Origin of the sequence: Metapseudomonas boanensis, assembly GCF_018704125.1 — a bacterium.
Classification (GTDB): domain Bacteria; phylum Pseudomonadota; class Gammaproteobacteria; order Pseudomonadales; family Pseudomonadaceae; genus Metapseudomonas; species Metapseudomonas boanensis.
In genome coordinates, this window is record NZ_JAGTIS010000008.1 from 117,761 (window position 1) to 134,533 (window position 16,773).

Consider the following 16,773-nt stretch of genomic DNA (forward strand, 5'->3'; position numbering starts at 1 on the left):
AAACTAGACTGGCCGCAGTCTGTTCAGTTCGCGTCGGGTTGATGAAAAAACGTGCTGTTAGTCGCCCTTTTGATGAAAAGCTGGAACGCCGCAAAGTATCGGCAATTCACCCGGGATATGCCTTGCCAACCTATGCTGTTAGTTCACCCTTTCAACTGGATTCAGCCATGTGCGGTCGCTTTGCCCAGAACCGCAAGCCGCATCGCTACGCAGAAGCTCTCGGCCTGCAGCCGGAACAGCTGCGCATGAGCGAACTGGACGAACCGATCGGCCGCTACAACGTGGCGCCACACACACCAGTCCATCTGCTGCACCTGGATGACGATGGCCTGCGCGACGACTTGGTGACTTGGGGCTGGGCGCCCATCTGGGCCACAGGCAAGCACCCGACACCGTTCAATGCCCGGATCGAGACCGTAGCCACGAGCAACTTCTTCCGCAGCATCTGGAAAACCGGTCGCGCACTGATCGGTGCCGACGGCTGGTACGAGTGGAGAGCCAGCCTGACCGATCCCACACTCAAGCAGCCCTACTTCATTCGCCTGAAGAATCACCAGCCGCTCTTCTTTGCCGCCATTGGCCAGTTTCCCCGCGAGGGCCAGGAGCCCCTGGAGGGTGATGGCTTCGTGATCCTCAGCAGCGCCGCCGATGACGGGTTGACAACCATTCACGAGCGCAAACCCATCGTCCTGTCCCCTGGCCTCGCACGAGCCTGGCTCGACCCCGGCGTCACTTCCGAAGAAGCCGAAGACATTGCTCGCTTCAATGCTTCAACTGCGGAAGCGTTCGAGTGGTACCCGGTCAGCCGGGCCGTAGGCAATACCCACAACGACCACCCCGGCCTGATCAAGCCGATCAATGATCCGTTGGTGTGAAGGGTTATTTGCGGTCGATAAAAAGCCCCCGACTCCTTGCGGAATCGGGGGCTCTTTGAATGGCGGGAAGATAGGGATTTGAACTCTAAAAATGACTGGCTCAGTCTGTCGCAAAGCTTGTCATTGCTGGGGGGGCTGGCGATTCGAGGTGTCGATTTGGGCCTTTGACTGTCTATGATTTCGACACCTCTTCGACACCTACCCAGCAGTGAAGGCGCCCGATACAAGCGCTAATGATCTTGAGTAGTGCTCAGACGCTCAATAAGATGCCAACGAGCCAGCTTACTGCCCCCCATCTGCATCAGGACTACCGTTGAGCATCACAACAATCTCGATCCCCCGCCTGAATGATGAATTGTGGGATTACATGCAGCTCGCAAGAATTTGGCAGGCTACAGTGTCCGCACCTCCAAGGAGCGAAGTGCATTTTGAGTTCCTAGGTTGTGATTTTTTAAGGCCCAATGCAGTGGTGATCTTGGGAGGTCTGATCCGGCTCCTACAAGGAGCCGGGAGGATCGTACGGGTCCACGCCAACACCATGCGTGACAGCGTCCAGGCCAATCTGATGCAGAACGGCTTTCTTCATGCAATGGGAGCGTCCTGCAATCCTTGGCGTGGTAATGCGATCCCATATCAAGAGTTCACGGTCGCAGACGAAGAAAGGATCGTAAGCAGTCTGCGTAACGACTGGCTCGGCCGCGGATGGATTTCAGTCAGCGACCGGTTGGCTTACGCGATCATGGGACAGGTCTGGGAGCTCTTTATAAACGCCTTTGAGCATGGCCAATCGCCCATCGGGGTGATTTGCTGTGGGCAGCACTTTCCTAGACGAAGAGAGCTGCTACTCTCCATCGCAGATTTCGGGGTAGGAATTCCTGCAAACGTGAGGGATTTCCTGCAACGCGACTGCCACGGAGGGGATGCAATGATGCAGGCGTTCCACCGAGGCTTCTCTACCGCTGGGAGCGCCATGCCCCGCGGCATGGGCCTTGATCTGGTCAAGGAATTTGTGCAGAAGACCAACGGGTGCCTTGAGATTTTTAGCTACGACGGGCATGCTCGGGTTGACGCCCAAGGCGAGCGGTATCAAAATATTGGCCCCATTTTTGCGGGGACTTTGGTTCAGATTCGGCTTCGGTGTGATGACAAGTTTTACCTGCTGTCAAATGAGCTGAATGAGCAGCCATTTTTCTGATGAGGCACGGTATGTATTTGCAGGTTCGTACGCTAGTCGGCGAAAACGCCATGACGCTGGACGACGGGAAGGCAATCTTTCAGTCGATCCATGAACCTCTTCTTCACGGCGAAAAAGTTGAGCTTGATTTCGACGGCGTAAAAGTCTTCGCCTCGCCCTTCTTTAACGCAGGCATAGGCGCTTTACTTGCCGACTTGAAAGCTGAAGATCTGAGAACAAACCTTCATATCGTTCACATTTCCGACTTCGGATCAAGAGTTCTCCGTCGCGTGATCGACAATGCCAAAGAGTATTACAGCAGCTCTCCGGAGCAACGTAATGCCGCATCAAGGATTGTGGAAGACACCATCAAGGCAATGTAATGCCAATCAACGTAAAAGCTGACGTTGTAGATATCAGAACAGACTCACCTCTTCCAGAAGACAAATTCCTAGTCGATACGAATGCTTGGTATTGGCTTTTCTATCCAAAAGCCACACAGCAAATTCTGCAGGCACAGAACTACCAAACCTCTGAATACCCTGCATACTTGAAGAGCGCCATAAGCGCTGGCTCCTCACTTCTATGCACGCCACTGAATTTCTCTGAGCTCGCGCACAATATTGAGCGTTCAGAAAGAGAGATCTATGCCTACAACGCCAACCGGACGATTCAATCAAAAGAGTTTCGGCATGGCTACCCAATGCAAAGAAAGAAGTGCATTGACCTGATCAAGGATATATGGGAAGACGTTACTAGCATTAGCAGCGTGCTTCCACTAGACCTCCACCAAGCTTTCCTAGACTCGTCTATTGCCAGATTCGACGCCATAGCGCTCGACGGCTACGACTTGTTCACAGTTGAACAGATGCTTAGCCAGGGAATTACCAATGTAATCACGGACGACGGAGACTTCTGTACCGTTCCTGGCATAACAGTCTTCACCGCGAACCGAACAGCGATTAGAGACGCAACCGCAGCCAAAAAACTCGTTGCCCGATAACTCTCTGGCCACACCCTCTTGCACTAACGACACATATGTGTTGAAGCGCATACGCACCAACTGATGCAGCCATGGCAAACCTGTTACTACTCCGCTCGAACCGTACTGCGCCTCCCTGGCAGTAGTTTCGCGGTAGGATTCCGCTAGTACCACTGCCACCAAAGTTGGAATTCTGGTCAAGCTTTGTGGCTTTCACACCACGCCCCATCCAACCCCGATAGATAGCGTCACGTATAAAAATTCGATATTGCAGATGGCTTTATTTTTTCATAGTCAGTAAAAGCAAGTTCATTATAAGTCTCGAGCGCCATTCTCTGCCCCGCGAGACAACCAGACAGCTCAAGATGTTTTAGCATCGAATATTTTTCTACATACTTTTTCAGACCTCCACCTGTCTTAGTAAGACAGTTTAAAGACAACATTATCAATTCATCATTTGTAAGAAGAGCCCTAAGCATGTTGCTATATTGGCGGCACGTAAAGTAGCGCACAGCAGGATCATTTTCACCTTGCGAACCAGCCTTAAACCCATCAATAATCTTCAATATTTGATACATATTTCTGTAATAATGAGAAAGTACGTTTTTATGTCTAATCTCAAGAATTTCAGAAGCAGTAGAAGAGAGAATGCTTACTTCATGCTGGCGTCTCAAAAACCACTCCCCCGCCAGACCAAGGTTTTTAGGCATAACAAATGGCTTTGAAGACGTCTGCACAGCTATTTCGCTTCTGGCATCTGCATTAAGAATGTCAAACAAAGACCGTCCACTTCGCCCTCCATCCATTAAACGCTCAGTAATTTTCACATGCACATCCAGCAGGCGAAACAGCACCGACTCAAAGTTCTGCCTTTCAAATATTTCTGTTTGCTTATCTTGTATTTTATTTGCGATTCGCGTTTCTTCTCGCGCCTCTTTCAACTCTTCACGCTGCAATCTAATCGTGTATAGAACCGCCATCAGCGCCATAAAGCTCAGAAGAGGATTCAATATACCCCCAAAAAAATCGCCTATCTGCCCCCAATACTGAATTTCTGCCTTATTGACAACCTTCACTGCCGGAATATCTACCCCAAGAGCAAATCTGGAAAACAAAACAACTCCAACAATCAACACAAGCGTAATACTGGAGGCAAAAATCACACCACCCAAACTAGCCTTCCTGTAAACATCCCTAACCCTAAAAGCGTTAAACAACGCAATTCGGCGGACTTGCTCCTTCAGCACCATCCATCTAAAAGACCACTTCAACCTGCTAATACTAGGACCGTTTTTTAAATTATCATCCAGATATTTTTCACGTGTGGTCATGATGTGCCTTAAACATCCTTCTACTAGGTTCCCTCTCCTACCATTGCGGGCAGAAAAGTGCAGCTTGGAAAATTGCGCTGTAGGAGTAACCCACAAATAGATTATGCCCTACCATCTTCGAGTCGATGTGGATAATGATTACAGAAAAATTGATTTTCACTAATTAGAAGAATCAGGCATCGACCCATGACTGCCGTTGGTTATCCTCTCGTTTCACCCTTTCACGGCCCCAGTTGGTGAACCAGTTTTCGATTCTGCTGCATGCGGCAGCCAAGAGGCCTTTTGACCTCAGGGAAGGTAATCGGCAAGCCACTCTCGTTCAACGGTTTTTCTCGTTTAGCACAAGGAAATTTCTGAGCCTTCATCTCCTATCTTACATACACTCGACACTGTGTTTTCCTCTCGCCAAACGCACGAGGATAACCCCATGCAAGTCCACGAAGGTGAGTGTCAGAAGGGTGATGTTCTGTCGCTGAACATCCTAGAAGGCAGGGCGAGTGAGGAGCTGATGCGGTTGCTGCTCACTCACGGGATAGAGATCGAGGTTGCGGCGATCCAGGGCGACTCGGTGAGGCTGATTGTTCGGGCGCCGGGGAAGATGCTGATCGTTGAGGAGCTGGCTGGCCCGCCTTGAGGTGGCGGGCAGCCGTGAACGACTCGTGTTATGAGTAACTAGAGATATCAGAACTCAATACAGATGGCGGTTATGTCGTCCCAGCTCACCTTGTAACCGGCCGCAGATAGCTCCTGAGTCACTTCATTTATGAGGTTATCCAGGTCAGCGTCTGGAATTCCCACATCGAGATGTAAATCCCCGACCTCAACGGCCGCATTGCTGTGGCCGAGTCTGACTGCGCGAGCAATAGCCTCAATAGCTCTTCTGCGGATCTCATCGGGTATCCCCGCTCTGGCCATAAGCGCCAACTCTCTTGCTCTCTCTGCCGGCATCAGCTTTTCGAGCGTGGACGCACCAACGAAGCTCCCCTCAATGCGGGCAACTAGCTCGGAGTTCAGTGATCGGCCTGAATTCTTGGCTGCTTGCTCAACTTGAGCACGCAACTCGATAGGCATCCGTAGTTTGAATTGGGGGTCTTCTCTGCTCATGCGCAAGAGAATGGACCACGGTGGTCTTGACATCAATGGAACCACCGTGGTCCTATCCAATCAAAATGAACCACCGTGATCCCATCGAGTGAAACGGAGTCAGCTCATGGAACTGGAAGACCTCTCCCCGGCCAATCTGGCCGGCCCGCAACAGGACGTAGAACCCATCGCCGCCTGGGCGGATCGCAACGGCGTCACCTGCGACACCGCCCGCGCCTGGGTGTATCGGGGAATCATCCCCTCGGTGAAGCTTGGCAAGCTGCGCATGGTGAACTGCGCCCTGCTCCGCCAATGGCTTCTGGAACAGGAGTGGACCGCATGAACGGCAACAACGAACACCTCAACCTCAGCCGCCTGCCCGTTGGCCGCGTTGATGCGGTGTGCAGCCCGGAAGCCTTTGCCGAGATGTGCGGCGTCTCCGACGACACCGTGATGGGCTGGATGCGCACCGGCACCGTGCCCACCGTGAAGGTGCGCGACGCCCGACTGATCAACATCGAGCGCCTGTGCGAGGACCTGGAGCAAGGCAAGGACCTGTTTGCCGAGGGGGACTACGACAATGACTAGCCCCCGCTCCATCGTGAACCCCGCCACCGCTGCCTCCCTCATCGGCCAGACCGTGATGGTTGAACTGGTCCTGGAAGAAGAGCCGGAATCCCTCTGGCGCTGCTTCCACATCGTGGGGCTGGTGGCACCTGTGCCGGGCCTCGTCAAGGAAGGCCACTTCCTGGTCTTCAACGCCTTCCAGGATGAGCAGTTCCCGAACGAAATCTTCTGGTCAGATATCCGCACCCTGACCACGCTTCACCGCCGCCCGCTGGAGGGCACCGACCAGCTCCCGCCCGCGCTCGGCGGCCTGATCCGGTCAGGGGCCGCGCTCCCGGCTCGTCGGAACAGCTCCACCGTTCCGGCGAACGGAAGCACGGGCGCAGCGCACCCTTGACCGCCCTCCTGCCCGAACAGCCTCGGCTGGGGAGTGCGGGGCCGCTTCACCGCCCCGCGCTCCCGAGCCCTCGGCGGCAAGAGCGGGATGACAAGGGCAGCGCCCTTGGTGTTTTCAGTGTCCTGCTCTGCGCCCTGCCGCTCTTCGCTGCACTGGCCGCCCCGCCCCGGGTTCAGTTCCGGGACCCACCGCCTCCGCTGGAAAGCCTGCTGTTCCTCTGTTGGTTCGAAAGCCCTTCCCCATCCATCACGTCGATAAGCCCTCCCAGGGTGAATGTGAGTACCCGAGCGCTCGCACGTTTTGCACGGATAGCCGCGCAGCGGGTATCCGCGCAAACGCGTGAGCGCGGGAGGGCTCCCGCGTGCGGGTGGGACCCGCGCTCAAGCGGCCTGCCGGACGTCCCTGTAGCACGTCCTATCAATGGCTTAACGCCGTTTCAATTCGTGTCATTTCATGGAGTTTGACGACATGAGAAAAGCCGTAGACCAGATTCGCGTCGATTTGCAGACCGGCCAGGAGTGCCGGAACTCCCGCCTGTTCTTCGACCCGAAGGCAGCCCGCATGACCAACCTGTCGAAGGTCCGCCTGTTGGGCTGTCGCGTCGACACCGTGCGCCAGTTGTACCGGGGCATGGTCCGCCCCGAGGTGCTGGCCCTGTTCGAGGAAAGCGGTCTGGTCAGCTTTGCCGGGCACCAGTGGCATGCCGGGCGCGTGAGCCGGGATTCCGGCTACCAGTACAAGCTGCAGAACAACGACCTGGGCTTTGTGCTGCTGCTGAAGAACTTCAACGTGAAGGCCGATGTGATCGGCGCGCACATGAAGATCGAGGTCAGTCCTCACGCCATCCAGTCGAGCCCGCCAGACGTGCTGCAGGAGTGGATGGACCGCTTCGCCAAGGCCGCCCTGGAGTGCATGGAGGCCAACCAGTGCGCCGTGCACCTCGCCCTGGACGTGCAAGGCTGGCAACCCCCGAAGGACCTGATGGACCGTCTGCTCTGCCGCGCCCGGACCCGCCGCAGCATCACCGGCATCAACGAAGTGTTCTATGACGGGGAAGCCGTCTCCTACGGCAACGGCCAGTCCTTCCTGTTCGGTTCCGCCTCGGGCATGCAGCTCGCCATCTACGACAAGACCCTGCAGGCCTACAGCATCGACAAGCTCGACTACTGGCAGTCGGTGTGGAAGACCATGGACAACCCCTTCGCCCCCGACGACGACCAGAACTACGACGCCAAGGCCCCGGTGTGGCGGGTGGAGCTGCGCTTCCACCACTCCATCGTCCAGCAGTTTGCCGACGGCTCGGCCAGCATGGACACCGGCGCCATGATCGACAGCCGCACCTACCGCGAACTGGCCCCGCACCTGGACGGACTGTTCCAGTACGGCCTGGAGTCCTTCCGGCTGTGCTCCAGCAAGGGCGTGTTCGATGCGTTCTGGACCCTGCTGCGCCAGGACACGAAGGTTTCCGTGCCGGCCGTGTCCCTCGCCGGCCGTACCCACTACAAGCGCCACTACAAGACCTCGCAGGGCTTCTCCGGGAAGAACGTGGACCTGTTCATCGGCAACTTCATCAGCCTGGTGGCGCGTGAGCGGGTCGGGGCAAAAAAGGCCTTTGCCAGCCTCCGTAACTGGGAGTGCTGGCCGGTGATCCGTGACCACTACGCCCACAAGGGCATGGATGAGCGGGCCCTCTACAAACGCATCAAACAGCTCCTGGAGGAACGCGTCGTCCGATGGGGGCGAGCCGTCTGATGGCCATCGAGCAACTGCCTGACGGCCGCTGGAAAGTCGATACCGAGCCCATCAAGGGCAAACGCTTCCGCAAGACGGTGAAAACCAAGGCTGAAGCCCTGCGCTTCGAAGCCACCTGCCGAGCCAAGGTGATTGATGCTCCCGACTGGTCACCGCGGCCCAAGGACACACGACGACTCCTGGACCTGATCGACCGCTGGGCCGTGCTGCATGCCCACACGCTGGCGGATGGGGAAGCACGGCGACGCCTGCTCGACTCCATGGCCAAGGACCTGGGCAACCCGATTGCCGTGCGGATGACGGGCAAAGATTACGCCGAGTACCGCGCCTCGATGCTCAAGAAGGGAGCGAATCCGAAGACGCTGAACAACCGGCTCGCCTACCTTCGCGCGGTGTTCAACGTGCTGTTCCAGCTGGAAGAGATCGACTACCCCAACCCGCTTGCCCGGGTACGCCCACTGCGCCTGCAGGAGCGAGAGCTGGCCTATCTGAACGATGACCAGGTCCAACAACTCTTTGCAGTTATCCACAAGCGCTGCAAGACGCCCCACGTCGCCATGATCGCGGCGATCTGCCTGTCTACCGGCGCTCGATGGGGTGAAGCGCAGGCCCTGACCCCGCACCAGGTCAAGGATGGGCGGGTGCTGTTCGTGAATACCAAGGGCAAGCGAACCCGCTCGGTGCCGATCGATCCCGTCCTGGAGCAACGCATCCTGGAACACTTCAAGCGGCATGGCCTGTTTTCGAAGTGCCTCAACAGCTTCGACCAGACCTTGGGCGTATCCGGTTTGCCGATTCCTGCCGGGCAGTCGTCACACGTGCTACGGCATACCTTCGCCAGCCGATTTGTGATGAACGGCGGCAACATACTTACGCTTCAGCGGATTTTGGGGCACACGTCGCTGGCGATGACGATGCGCTATGCGCACCTCGCGCCTGATCACTTGCAGGACGCGGTGAGATTCGGCCCTGTCCCCGACTTTCGACAGTTCTTCGACAGTTGGCCGACCTGAAAAACAAAAGCCCCCGAAACTCTAGGAATTTCAGGGGCTTAGGCTACGTATATGGCGGGAAGATAGGGATTTGAACCCTAGGTGCCATTGCTGACACAACGGATTTCGAATCCGTCCCGTTCGGCCACTCCGGCATCTTCCCGTAGCGGCGCGCATGATATCAGCTCAGAGGGCATTGGCGAAGCCCGAAAAGCGATTTTTTCGCGTGGTTTCAGATGGTTGCGTGGTGAGACAGGGTTGGCACGCGCATTTGAAGTATTGAAGTACCTGATACAGGTTGGGTTGGGCGAAGCAAAGCCCAACGGGGCGCGGGAGATTGGCATCCCTCACGCCCGCCCCTCTCGCAGAGAGAGGAGAGATACGACCCGTCAGGACGTCAGTTTGGTCAGGGCTTCGCGGTATTTGTCGGCGGTCTTCTGCGCGACTTCGGCAGGCACGGCCGGAGCTGGCGGCTCTTTGTTCCAGCCGGTAGATTCCAGCCAGTCGCGAACGAATTGTTTGTCGAAGCTGGGCGGGTTCTTGCCTTCGACGTAGCTTTCTACCGGCCAGAAGCGGCTGGAGTCAGGAGTCAGCACCTCATCCATCAGGGTCAGGGTGCCGTCTTCATCGAGGCCGAATTCGAACTTGGTGTCTGCGATGATAATGCCGCGAGTGGCAGCGTATTCGACGGCCGTGCTGTAGAGGGCGATGGCGGTGTCGCGCACCTTGGCCGCCAGCTCTTTGCCGATGATGGCTTCGCACTGTTCGAAGGAGATGTTCTCGTCATGGTCGCCGACAGCGGCCTTGGTCGAGGGGGTGAAGATCGGCTGGGGCAGCTTGGAGGCTTCTTTCAGACCGGCCGGCAGTTGAATGCCGCAGACGGTGCCGGTCTTCTGGTATTCCTTCCAGCCGGAACCAACGATGTAGCCACGCACGATAGCTTCGACTGCAACCGGTTTGAGACGCTTGGCCACCACTGCGCGGCCTTCCACCAGCGGCAACTCGGCGGCCGGCACGACGTCTTCCACCCTGTCACCAGTGAAGTGGTTGGGCACCAGACCGATGAGTTTGTCGAACCAGAAGTTGGAGATGGCGGTGAGGATCTTGCCCTTTTCCGGAATCGGCTGATCGAGGATCACGTCAAATGCAGAGAGGCGGTCGGTCGCGACCATCAGCATGCGCTTGGCATCGATTTCGTAGAGGTCGCGGACCTTGCCCGAGTAGATTTTCTTCAGGCTCAGAGTGGTGGGAGTGCTCATGTCGTTTTTCCGCCTATATCAAACGAAACAGGCGAAACCCATGGGTTTCGCCTTTCGGTTTCAACAGCCCGCCGCTGAGGAAGCGGCTAGCCAAGATTAGCCGAGGTTTTCCTGGATCAGAGTCAGGATGCGACGTGCCACATCGGCTGGCGCAACGGTGTTGATGTCCTTGTCCACGGTAACCTGCACGGTATCGCCAACCTGGGTCAGGCGAACTTGGTACCGCTCAGCGCGGGCATCGACCTCTTCCTGGCTTGGCTCGCCACCCCACAGGCTGGCGAAGAAGCCAGGCTTCTCATCCTTCTTCTCAGCACGCTCAGCCAGGTTGATGTAGTAAACACCCAGGCTACGGTTGATGTCGTCGACGCGTACGTCGCCCGCTTCCAGGGCGCGACCGATGCTGGACCAGGAACGGTCAAAATCAGCGCCCAGGCTGAGCATGGGGTTGCCGTTGCCATCTTCGGACAGGGTTACGCGATTCGGTGCATCGAAATCACGTGCTGCCAGGAGGGAGACGGAACCGCCCTGCTCCGCACTGCGAGCCATGCTGGCAAGCATCTCATCGAGCAGCGCGGCCTCGAGGCTCGGGCTGTCGGAACGGCTCGGCCAATCGGTATCGGCGCTGCTGCCGGCAGGACGGGTGGTGGTCAGAACAAAGATTTCGCTGCTACCACGCTGCACGCCCGGCTCGATGCGAACACGAGCGCGCATTTCGCTGTTTGGCTCGACACCGCTCACGCGGCTGCCGAGGCGGCGCGCCAGAGGAGCGGAAAGATGGTCTAGGCGTTGCCAGCTGGTACTGAATTCGCCGGTCTGCGGGCGCTCGTCGACGACGCCGAAGCCGCCATCTTCGAAGAACTGACGAGCAACCGGCCAGACTTCCGCAGGAGCACGCTGGGCGACTACCCAGCGAGATTCGCCGCTTTTTTGCAGGCTGTAGTCACTGACCTCGCCCTTGGCTTGCAGAGCCAGCGGACGCGGTACCTCGAATTCACCTTCAGCACGGCTGTCGGCGACGTTCATGGGCACCGGCAGCAACGGGTCGATGCGCTTGGCTTCGACACTCGGGGGCATTTGCATGGGCGCAGTCTGGCGCGCTTCGAGGTAATCACTGCCGCGGTCGCGGAAGTAGCCGTCTTCGCCCCAAAGCCAGCCGCAACCGCTGGTGTTGGAGATAATCAGGGCGAGTGCGGAGAGTCCGGCCAGTCGCTTCATGCGTAATGCTTCCTCGGATTAAGCCAGAATGCCGGACTGGCGGAGTGCCTGACGCAGCGGTTCATGGCAACGCGGGCTGAGCCAGGTCAGCGGCAGGCGGATGCCATCGGGGATCAGCCCCATTTCGTGGAGGGCCCACTTCACCGGAATCGGGTTGGACTCGATGAACAGCGCCTTGTGCAGCGGCATCAGCTTGTCGTTGATGGCGCGAGCGGTTTCGGCATCACCATGCATGGCAGCTGCGCAAAGGTCCGCCATGGCACGCGGGGCGACGTTGGCGGTCACCGAGATGTTACCTTTGCCACCCATCAGCATCAGTTCGACGGCAGTGGCATCGTCACCGGAGTAGACGAGGAAGTCCTTGCTGACACGATCCAGGACTTCCTGGCCGCGCTGCAGGTCGCCGGTGGCTTCCTTGATACCGATGATGTTGCCGATCTTCGACAGGCGCTCGACGGTCTCCGGAAGCATGTCGCAAACGGTGCGGCCCGGTACGTTGTAGAGGATCTGCGGAATGGCCACCGCTTCGGCGATGTGGCGGAAATGCTGGTACAGGCCTTCCTGGGTCGGCTTGTTGTAGTACGGCGTCACCAGCAGGCAGGCGTCAGCGCCGACCTGCTTGGCCGCATTGGTGAGTTCCACCGACTCGCGGGTGGAGTTGCCACCGGTGCCGGCGATGACCGGGATGCGGCCATTGACCTGATCCACCACGCGGCGGATCACTTCTACGTGTTCACTGACATCCAGCGTAGCGGACTCACCCGTGGTGCCGACCGCGACGATAGCGTTGGTGCCCTCTTGGAGATGGAAGTCCACAAGCTTGGTCAGGCTGTCCCAGTCCAGTTGACCCTGTGCATCCATGGGCGTAACCAGTGCCACCATACTGCCCGCAATCATGCAACCGCTCCTGCCGGAAAAAGAGAGCCGTAATGGTACTGTCGCCTATGGCCTTGCACAAGCTGAGCGCACGGCCGTCAAACAGGTCGAAGCATTTCCCTCGGCGGCGCTTTTCGCTAACCTTTCCGGTTTGAACAGTGCGGCCCCGCCCGCCCTCCCCTCGCTTTAGGAATGCTGCATGTCCACCACCCCGCCCCGCGAACAATTCCTTGTGATCAGTGCCCTTGGCCGCAACCCGATGGAGCTGACCAATGTGCTGTGCCGTGCCAGCCAGGAAAACCGCTGCGCAGTGGTCAGCAGCCGACTGACTCGCCATGGTGAGTACTGCGCCCTGGTGGTCCAGGTGTCCGGCACTTGGGATGGCCTGGCGCGCCTGGAGTCCGGTCTGCCGATTCTCGCCAAACGCCATGCGTTCACCGCCAATGTGGTACGCAGCAGCGCGTTGGAGCCACGTCCGCAATCGTTGCCGTACGTCGCCTATGTCAGCGCAGTTTATCGCCCCGACATCCTCAATGAGCTGTGCCAGTTCTTCATTGATCACCGCGTCGAGCTGGAAAGCCTTACCTGCGACACTTATCAGGCGCCGCAGACCAACGGCACCATGCTCAATGCGACCATCACAGTGACATTACCCGCCGGTACGCAGATCAGTTGGCTGCGCGACCAGTTCCTGGATTTCGCCGACGCGCTCAACCTGGATGCACTGATCGAACCGTGGCGCCCGCAACATCCTTGAAGGAGCAGCAGACATGGCAGTAGCCCTGAATACACCCGTTTCCGAGTTTGTCGTCCAAGCCACCAGCGGCCAGCAGGTGAGCCTCTCCGCGCTCAAAGGCAAGCAGGTGGTGATCTACTTCTATCCAAAGGACAGCACACCGGGATGCACCACCGAGGGTCAGGGCTTCCGCGACCAGTACAGTGCTTTCCAGGCCGCCAATACCGTGGTGTTCGGCGTCTCGCGCGACAGCCTGAAGTCTCACGAGAACTTCAAGTGCAAGCAGGAGTTCCCCTTCGAGCTGATTTCCGACCCGGACGAAGCGCTCTGCCAGTTGTTCGACGTGATCAAGCTGAAGAAGCTCTATGGCAAGGAGTACCTGGGCGTGGACCGCAGTACCTTCCTGATCGACAAGGAAGGCGTGCTTCGCCAGGAATGGCGAGGCGTGAAAGTGCCCGGCCACGTGGATGCGGTACTCGCCTCTGCCCAGACACTAAACAAGGGCTGATCCGCCCGACGAAAGCAAAAAAGGCCGCGACCTCCATCGCGGCCTTTTCGTTTCCAGAAGACGTAGACGGGGTCAGCGCATCATCTGCTTGACCACTCTCTGCTGCTCGATCATTTCCTGTTGGCGAGCGTCGATTCGCGCGGCCAGCGGGAAGTTGGTGCTGGCACGGCGCTTGGCGAAGTCCAGCTGCTCAATCGCCTGATCGAAATCGCCAACCAGGGCGAAATACTCCGCGCGAGCCTGGTGCAGGCCAATAGTGTTGCCTGCCAAGCCTCGAACCTCGGCAACCTCATACCAGACATCTGGATCCTGCGGTCGACTCTTGAGCAAGCCATCCAGCATATTCTCTGCTTCCTTAGCCTTGCCCTGCTTGATCAAGAGATCGCTGCGCATCTGCCTGAGCGGGTAGTTGTTGGGGTAAAGCCCCAGCATCCGATCGACGCGTTGCCGGGCAACGTCCAGGCGATTACCGGTGATCTCCAGATCTACCTGGGCGAGGTTGTAGACGATCTCGTTCGGCGCCTTGGCCAACAGCGGCTCGAGGTTCTTGCGTGCCTCGTTGAGCTGGCCGCCCTTGATCTGGGCAATCGCGAGACCATAGCGGGCAGCGTCCAGCTTGGGATCCTCGTCAAGCATGGCACGGAAACGCTTGGCGGCTATGCCTGGCGTTTCCTCGAACATGAGCTGCACCCGAGCACGCATCAACTGGTAGCGCAGGCTGTTTTCCACACCGCCCGGCGGAAACTGCTCCGCCCGATTGCGCGTATCAGCGATCCGCGACTCGCTCACCGGGTGAGTGAGCAGGAACTCCGGCGGCTTGGCGTCATAGCGGTATTGGCGCATGAGGCGCTCAAACATTCGCGGCATCGCACGCGGATCGTATCCTGCCTTCTCCAGGTTGAGCAGGCCGATGCGGTCCGCCTCCTGCTCGTTCTGCCGGGAGAATCGGCGCTGTTCCTGTATTGCCGCCGCCTGGGTAGACATGATTGCCGCCATGCCCGCATCGCCCGCACCAGCTGCAGCAGCAACGATGCCAGCGAGCATGGCCGCCATGACCGGAATCTGCATCCGCTGCTGGGCCTCGACACCCCGAGCGAAGTGCCGCTGTGACAAGTGCGCCAATTCGTGGGCGAGTACCGAGGCATACTCAGCCTCGGTTGGCGCGTATAGAAACAAACCACCATTGACGCCAATGATCCCACCAGGGGCAGCGAAGGCGTTCAACTGTGGGCTATTGAGCAGCACGAACTCCAGCCGCCGATCCTGCAGCTGACTGGTTTCCGATAGACGATAGACACTGGTCTCGACGTAGTCTTTCAGCTGCGGATCAGATAGTTGGTCGACCTGACCGCGCAGTAGGCTCAACCAGGCCCGGCCGAGTTGGTGCTCTTGATCCGGAGATACGATCGATGAACTCGAATCGCCCAACGAGGGCAGGTCATCCGCCATGACTGGCGGCGCGAGGAGGCATGCAAGCGTCAACAGAGTGGGGCGCAGCAGATTCATGCACGAGGCTCTTGGCGGCAAAGCCATCACTTTAGCCTCCCTGCCGGCCGGCTGGCCAGGGTTGCACTGCGTTGGGTATCCTAGTGTGCCTCCCTGGAGATAATCGATGACTGACACAGCGAGTCGAACAGAGACTTTCGACGCCGAGCTGGACGCCAGCGGCCTCAACTGCCCGCTTCCTTTGCTCAAAGCCAAGCTCGAACTCAATCGCCTGCCCAGCGGGGCCGTGCTCAAGATCATCGCGACCGACGCTGGCTCGCAACGCGATTTTCGAGCATTCGCTCAGCTCGCCGGGCACCAACTGCTCCATGAAGAGGTCGAAGACGGCGTCTACCGCTACTGGCTGCGCAAGGCCTGATTTGCACCAGCCCGCACTGCGGGCCTACCCAAGGATTTTTGATGCTCAAGGTGCTTCGCGACTGGGTTCAACGCTACTTCTCGGATGAAGAAGCGGTCGTACTAGCTGTAATCCTCGTGCTCGGTTTCACGGCCATACTTACCCTCGGCGATATGCTCGCTCCGGTGCTTGCCGGCCTGGTGCTGGCCTTCCTGATGCAAGGCGCGGTCAACTTGCTGGAGCGCCTGCACCTACCCCAATCTTTCGCAGTGTGGATTGTATTTACCCTTTTCATCGGCGCCCTGACAGTGATCCTGGTGGTGCTGGCTCCGCTCCTCTGGCAGCAGTTGAGCACCCTTTTCAGCGAAATTCCACGCATGCTCGGCGAATGGCAATCACTGCTACTGCTGCTGCCGGAACGGTACCCACACCTGGTTACTGACGAGCAAGTGCTCAAGGCCATCGAGGTCACCCGCAGCGAGATCGGCAAGTTCGGCCAGTGGGCGTTGACCTTCTCGCTGTCTAGCCTGCCGCTACTGGTCAACATCATGATCTATCTGGTCCTGGTGCCCATCCTGGTGTTCTTCTTCCTGAAAGACCGCGTGCTGATCGGTCGCTGGCTAAGCGGCTACCTGCCGCAGGAGCGCGCCCTGATGACACAGGTTTGGGATGAGATGAACGACCAGATTGCCAATTACATCCGCGGCAAGGTCATCGAGATCGTGATCTGCGGCGGCGTTACCTACGTGGCATTCGTGTCCCTGGGTCTCAACTACGCCGCCCTGCTGGCATTGATGGTAGGTCTTTCGGTGGTGGTGCCTTACATCGGAGCCGTCGTGGTAACGGTACCGGTCGCCCTGATTGCCCTGTTCCAATGGGGCTGGGGAGACCAGTTCATCTATCTGATGGTGGTCTATGGTGTGATCCAAACGCTCGACGGCAACGTCTTGGTGCCCCTGCTATTCTCCGAAGCGGTCAATCTGCATCCCGTTGCGATCATTTGCGCGGTGCTGCTGTTTGGCGGTCTGTGGGGCTTCTGGGGGGTATTCTTCGCCATCCCCCTGGCCACCCTTTTCAAAGCTGTCCTCGACGCCTGGCCACGTACCAGCCCCACGACAGAAAACGAATAGCTTTTTCCCTGGACAAAAAAACCCGGCATTGTTGCCGGGTTTTATTGCTGCAT

At 58.0% G+C, this 16,773-nt stretch carries 20 protein-coding genes and 1 tRNA gene; 14 read left to right on the plus strand and 7 right to left on the minus strand.

What is annotated here, in order from left to right; translation table 11 throughout:
* Window positions 1-167 precede the first annotated feature (167 nt).
* The 4 genes from J7302_RS15720 to J7302_RS15735 all read left to right on the plus strand — a co-directional run bounded on the left by J7302_RS15720 (window position 168) and on the right by J7302_RS15735 (window position 3,052).
* Window positions 168-875 carry an SOS response-associated peptidase family protein gene (locus J7302_RS15720; protein WP_215376637.1) on the plus strand — a complete coding sequence of 236 codons (708 nt, stop codon included), beginning with the start codon at window positions 168-170 and terminating at the stop codon, window positions 873-875.
* 313 nt (window positions 876-1,188) lie between these two features.
* Window positions 1,189-2,070 carry an ATP-binding protein gene (locus tag J7302_RS15725; protein ID WP_215376640.1) on the plus strand — a complete coding sequence of 294 codons (882 nt, stop codon included), beginning with the start codon at window positions 1,189-1,191 and terminating at the stop codon, window positions 2,068-2,070.
* An 11-nt stretch (window positions 2,071-2,081) separates the two neighbouring features.
* Window positions 2,082-2,432, plus strand: coding sequence for an STAS-like domain-containing protein (locus J7302_RS15730; RefSeq protein WP_215376644.1), 351 nt, complete (start codon window positions 2,082-2,084; stop codon window positions 2,430-2,432).
* Window positions 2,432-3,052 carry a PIN domain-containing protein gene (locus J7302_RS15735; RefSeq protein WP_215376647.1) on the plus strand — a complete coding sequence of 207 codons (621 nt, stop codon included), beginning with the start codon at window positions 2,432-2,434 and terminating at the stop codon, window positions 3,050-3,052. Before J7302_RS15730 ends, J7302_RS15735 begins: the two co-directional genes overlap by 1 nt.
* A 227-nt stretch (window positions 3,053-3,279) precedes the next feature.
* On the opposite strand, the gene J7302_RS15740 is transcribed toward J7302_RS15735, so the two are convergent.
* On the minus strand, window positions 3,280-4,362 hold the full coding sequence (locus tag J7302_RS15740; protein ID WP_215376650.1) for a putative phage abortive infection protein: 1,083 nt from the start codon (window positions 4,360-4,362) through the stop codon (window positions 3,280-3,282).
* A gap of 427 nt (window positions 4,363-4,789) precedes the next feature.
* Between J7302_RS15740 and J7302_RS15745 the strand changes: the two genes are divergently transcribed.
* Window positions 4,790-4,996 carry a carbon storage regulator gene (locus tag J7302_RS15745; protein WP_215376653.1) on the plus strand — a complete coding sequence of 69 codons (207 nt, stop codon included), beginning with the start codon at window positions 4,790-4,792 and terminating at the stop codon, window positions 4,994-4,996.
* A 47-nt stretch (window positions 4,997-5,043) separates the two neighbouring features.
* Here J7302_RS15745 and J7302_RS15750 read toward each other — a convergent pair whose 3' ends face one another.
* Window positions 5,044-5,466, minus strand: a complete 423-nt coding sequence (locus tag J7302_RS15750) for an Arc family DNA-binding protein (RefSeq protein ID WP_215376656.1) — start codon at window positions 5,464-5,466, stop codon at window positions 5,044-5,046.
* A gap of 106 nt (window positions 5,467-5,572) precedes the next feature.
* Between J7302_RS15750 and J7302_RS15755 the strand changes: the two genes are divergently transcribed.
* The 5 genes from J7302_RS15755 (at window position 5,573) to J7302_RS15775 (ending at window position 9,174) form a co-directional block, all read left to right on the plus strand.
* Window positions 5,573-5,788 (plus strand): helix-turn-helix domain-containing protein, encoded by a 216-nt coding sequence (locus tag J7302_RS15755; RefSeq protein ID WP_215376658.1) that lies wholly within the window; start codon window positions 5,573-5,575, stop codon window positions 5,786-5,788.
* On the plus strand, window positions 5,785-6,033 hold the full coding sequence (locus J7302_RS15760; RefSeq protein ID WP_215376661.1) for a helix-turn-helix domain-containing protein: 249 nt from the start codon (window positions 5,785-5,787) through the stop codon (window positions 6,031-6,033). The genes J7302_RS15755 and J7302_RS15760 overlap by 4 nt, the downstream gene beginning before the upstream one ends.
* Window positions 6,026-6,409 carry a hypothetical protein gene (locus J7302_RS15765; RefSeq protein WP_215376664.1) on the plus strand — a complete coding sequence of 128 codons (384 nt, stop codon included), beginning with the start codon at window positions 6,026-6,028 and terminating at the stop codon, window positions 6,407-6,409. Before J7302_RS15760 ends, J7302_RS15765 begins: the two co-directional genes overlap by 8 nt.
* A gap of 468 nt (window positions 6,410-6,877) precedes the next feature.
* On the plus strand, window positions 6,878-8,161 hold the full coding sequence (locus J7302_RS15770; RefSeq protein ID WP_215376667.1) for a hypothetical protein: 1,284 nt from the start codon (window positions 6,878-6,880) through the stop codon (window positions 8,159-8,161).
* Window positions 8,161-9,174, plus strand: coding sequence for a phage integrase (locus J7302_RS15775; RefSeq protein WP_215377077.1), 1,014 nt, complete (start codon window positions 8,161-8,163; stop codon window positions 9,172-9,174). Before J7302_RS15770 ends, J7302_RS15775 begins: the two co-directional genes overlap by 1 nt.
* Before the next feature lie 52 nt (window positions 9,175-9,226).
* Here J7302_RS15775 and J7302_RS15780 read toward each other — a convergent pair.
* The 4 genes from J7302_RS15780 to dapA form a co-directional block, all read right to left on the minus strand.
* Window positions 9,227-9,316, minus strand: a tRNA-Ser gene (locus J7302_RS15780).
* Window positions 9,317-9,542: 226 nt separating this feature from the next.
* Complete coding sequence (locus J7302_RS15785) at window positions 9,543-10,412, minus strand: phosphoribosylaminoimidazolesuccinocarboxamide synthase (protein WP_215376670.1); 870 nt, start codon at window positions 10,410-10,412, stop codon at window positions 9,543-9,545.
* Window positions 10,413-10,508: 96 nt separating this feature from the next.
* Entirely contained in the window at window positions 10,509-11,627 is a 1,119-nt protein-coding gene (bamC, locus tag J7302_RS15790) for an outer membrane protein assembly factor BamC (protein WP_215376673.1), read from the minus strand.
* An 18-nt stretch (window positions 11,628-11,645) separates the two neighbouring features.
* Entirely contained in the window at window positions 11,646-12,524 is an 879-nt protein-coding gene (gene dapA, locus J7302_RS15795) for a 4-hydroxy-tetrahydrodipicolinate synthase (protein ID WP_215376676.1), read from the minus strand.
* 178 nt (window positions 12,525-12,702) lie between these two features.
* Between dapA and J7302_RS15800 the strand changes: the two genes are divergently transcribed.
* Both J7302_RS15800 and J7302_RS15805 read left to right on the plus strand, forming a co-directional pair.
* The gene (locus J7302_RS15800) at window positions 12,703-13,260 is read left to right on the plus strand and encodes a glycine cleavage system protein R (RefSeq protein WP_215376680.1); all 558 of its coding nucleotides are present in this window, start codon (window positions 12,703-12,705) and stop codon (window positions 13,258-13,260) included.
* A gap of 13 nt (window positions 13,261-13,273) precedes the next feature.
* Window positions 13,274-13,747 carry a peroxiredoxin gene (locus tag J7302_RS15805; protein ID WP_215376685.1) on the plus strand — a complete coding sequence of 158 codons (474 nt, stop codon included), beginning with the start codon at window positions 13,274-13,276 and terminating at the stop codon, window positions 13,745-13,747.
* Between the two features lie 72 nt (window positions 13,748-13,819).
* Here J7302_RS15805 and J7302_RS15810 read toward each other — a convergent pair whose 3' ends face one another.
* Window positions 13,820-15,253 (minus strand): M48 family metalloprotease, encoded by a 1,434-nt coding sequence (locus J7302_RS15810; protein ID WP_215376688.1) that lies wholly within the window; start codon window positions 15,251-15,253, stop codon window positions 13,820-13,822.
* 106 nt (window positions 15,254-15,359) lie between these two features.
* Here J7302_RS15810 and J7302_RS15815 point away from each other — a divergent pair, with 106 nt between their 5' ends.
* Complete coding sequence (locus tag J7302_RS15815) at window positions 15,360-15,611, plus strand: sulfurtransferase TusA family protein (protein WP_215376691.1); 252 nt, start codon at window positions 15,360-15,362, stop codon at window positions 15,609-15,611.
* 41 nt (window positions 15,612-15,652) lie between these two features.
* Complete coding sequence (locus J7302_RS15820; protein WP_215376694.1) at window positions 15,653-16,720, plus strand: AI-2E family transporter; 1,068 nt, start codon at window positions 15,653-15,655, stop codon at window positions 16,718-16,720.
* Window positions 16,721-16,773: the final 53 nt, after the last annotated feature.

Excerpts from the sequence above, each read along its gene's own strand:
- J7302_RS15750 (WP_215376656.1), bottom strand. The coding sequence starts at position 5,466 with ATGAGCAGAGAAGACCCCCAATTCAAACTACGGATGCCTATCGAGTTG.
- J7302_RS15820 (WP_215376694.1), top strand. The coding sequence starts at position 15,653 with ATGCTCAAGGTGCTTCGCGACTGGGTTCAACGCTACTTCTCGGATGAA.
- J7302_RS15810 (WP_215376688.1), bottom strand. The coding sequence starts at position 15,253 with ATGAATCTGCTGCGCCCCACTCTGTTGACGCTTGCATGCCTCCTCGCG.
- J7302_RS15815 (WP_215376691.1), top strand. The coding sequence starts at position 15,360 with ATGACTGACACAGCGAGTCGAACAGAGACTTTCGACGCCGAGCTGGAC.
- J7302_RS15760 (WP_215376661.1), top strand. The coding sequence starts at position 5,785 with ATGAACGGCAACAACGAACACCTCAACCTCAGCCGCCTGCCCGTTGGC.
- J7302_RS15720 (WP_215376637.1), top strand. The coding sequence starts at position 168 with ATGTGCGGTCGCTTTGCCCAGAACCGCAAGCCGCATCGCTACGCAGAA.
- J7302_RS15770 (WP_215376667.1), top strand. The coding sequence starts at position 6,878 with ATGAGAAAAGCCGTAGACCAGATTCGCGTCGATTTGCAGACCGGCCAG.
- J7302_RS15805 (WP_215376685.1), top strand. The coding sequence starts at position 13,274 with ATGGCAGTAGCCCTGAATACACCCGTTTCCGAGTTTGTCGTCCAAGCC.
- J7302_RS15745 (WP_215376653.1), top strand. The coding sequence starts at position 4,790 with ATGCAAGTCCACGAAGGTGAGTGTCAGAAGGGTGATGTTCTGTCGCTG.
- bamC (WP_215376673.1), bottom strand. The coding sequence starts at position 11,627 with ATGAAGCGACTGGCCGGACTCTCCGCACTCGCCCTGATTATCTCCAAC.
- J7302_RS15800 (WP_215376680.1), top strand. The coding sequence starts at position 12,703 with ATGTCCACCACCCCGCCCCGCGAACAATTCCTTGTGATCAGTGCCCTT.
- J7302_RS15775 (WP_215377077.1), top strand. The coding sequence starts at position 8,161 with ATGGCCATCGAGCAACTGCCTGACGGCCGCTGGAAAGTCGATACCGAG.
- J7302_RS15765 (WP_215376664.1), top strand. The coding sequence starts at position 6,026 with ATGACTAGCCCCCGCTCCATCGTGAACCCCGCCACCGCTGCCTCCCTC.
- J7302_RS15755 (WP_215376658.1), top strand. The coding sequence starts at position 5,573 with ATGGAACTGGAAGACCTCTCCCCGGCCAATCTGGCCGGCCCGCAACAG.
- J7302_RS15785 (WP_215376670.1), bottom strand. The coding sequence starts at position 10,412 with ATGAGCACTCCCACCACTCTGAGCCTGAAGAAAATCTACTCGGGCAAG.
- J7302_RS15740 (WP_215376650.1), bottom strand. The coding sequence starts at position 4,362 with ATGACCACACGTGAAAAATATCTGGATGATAATTTAAAAAACGGTCCT.
- J7302_RS15730 (WP_215376644.1), top strand. The coding sequence starts at position 2,082 with ATGTATTTGCAGGTTCGTACGCTAGTCGGCGAAAACGCCATGACGCTG.
- J7302_RS15735 (WP_215376647.1), top strand. The coding sequence starts at position 2,432 with ATGCCAATCAACGTAAAAGCTGACGTTGTAGATATCAGAACAGACTCA.
- dapA (WP_215376676.1), bottom strand. The coding sequence starts at position 12,524 with ATGATTGCGGGCAGTATGGTGGCACTGGTTACGCCCATGGATGCACAG.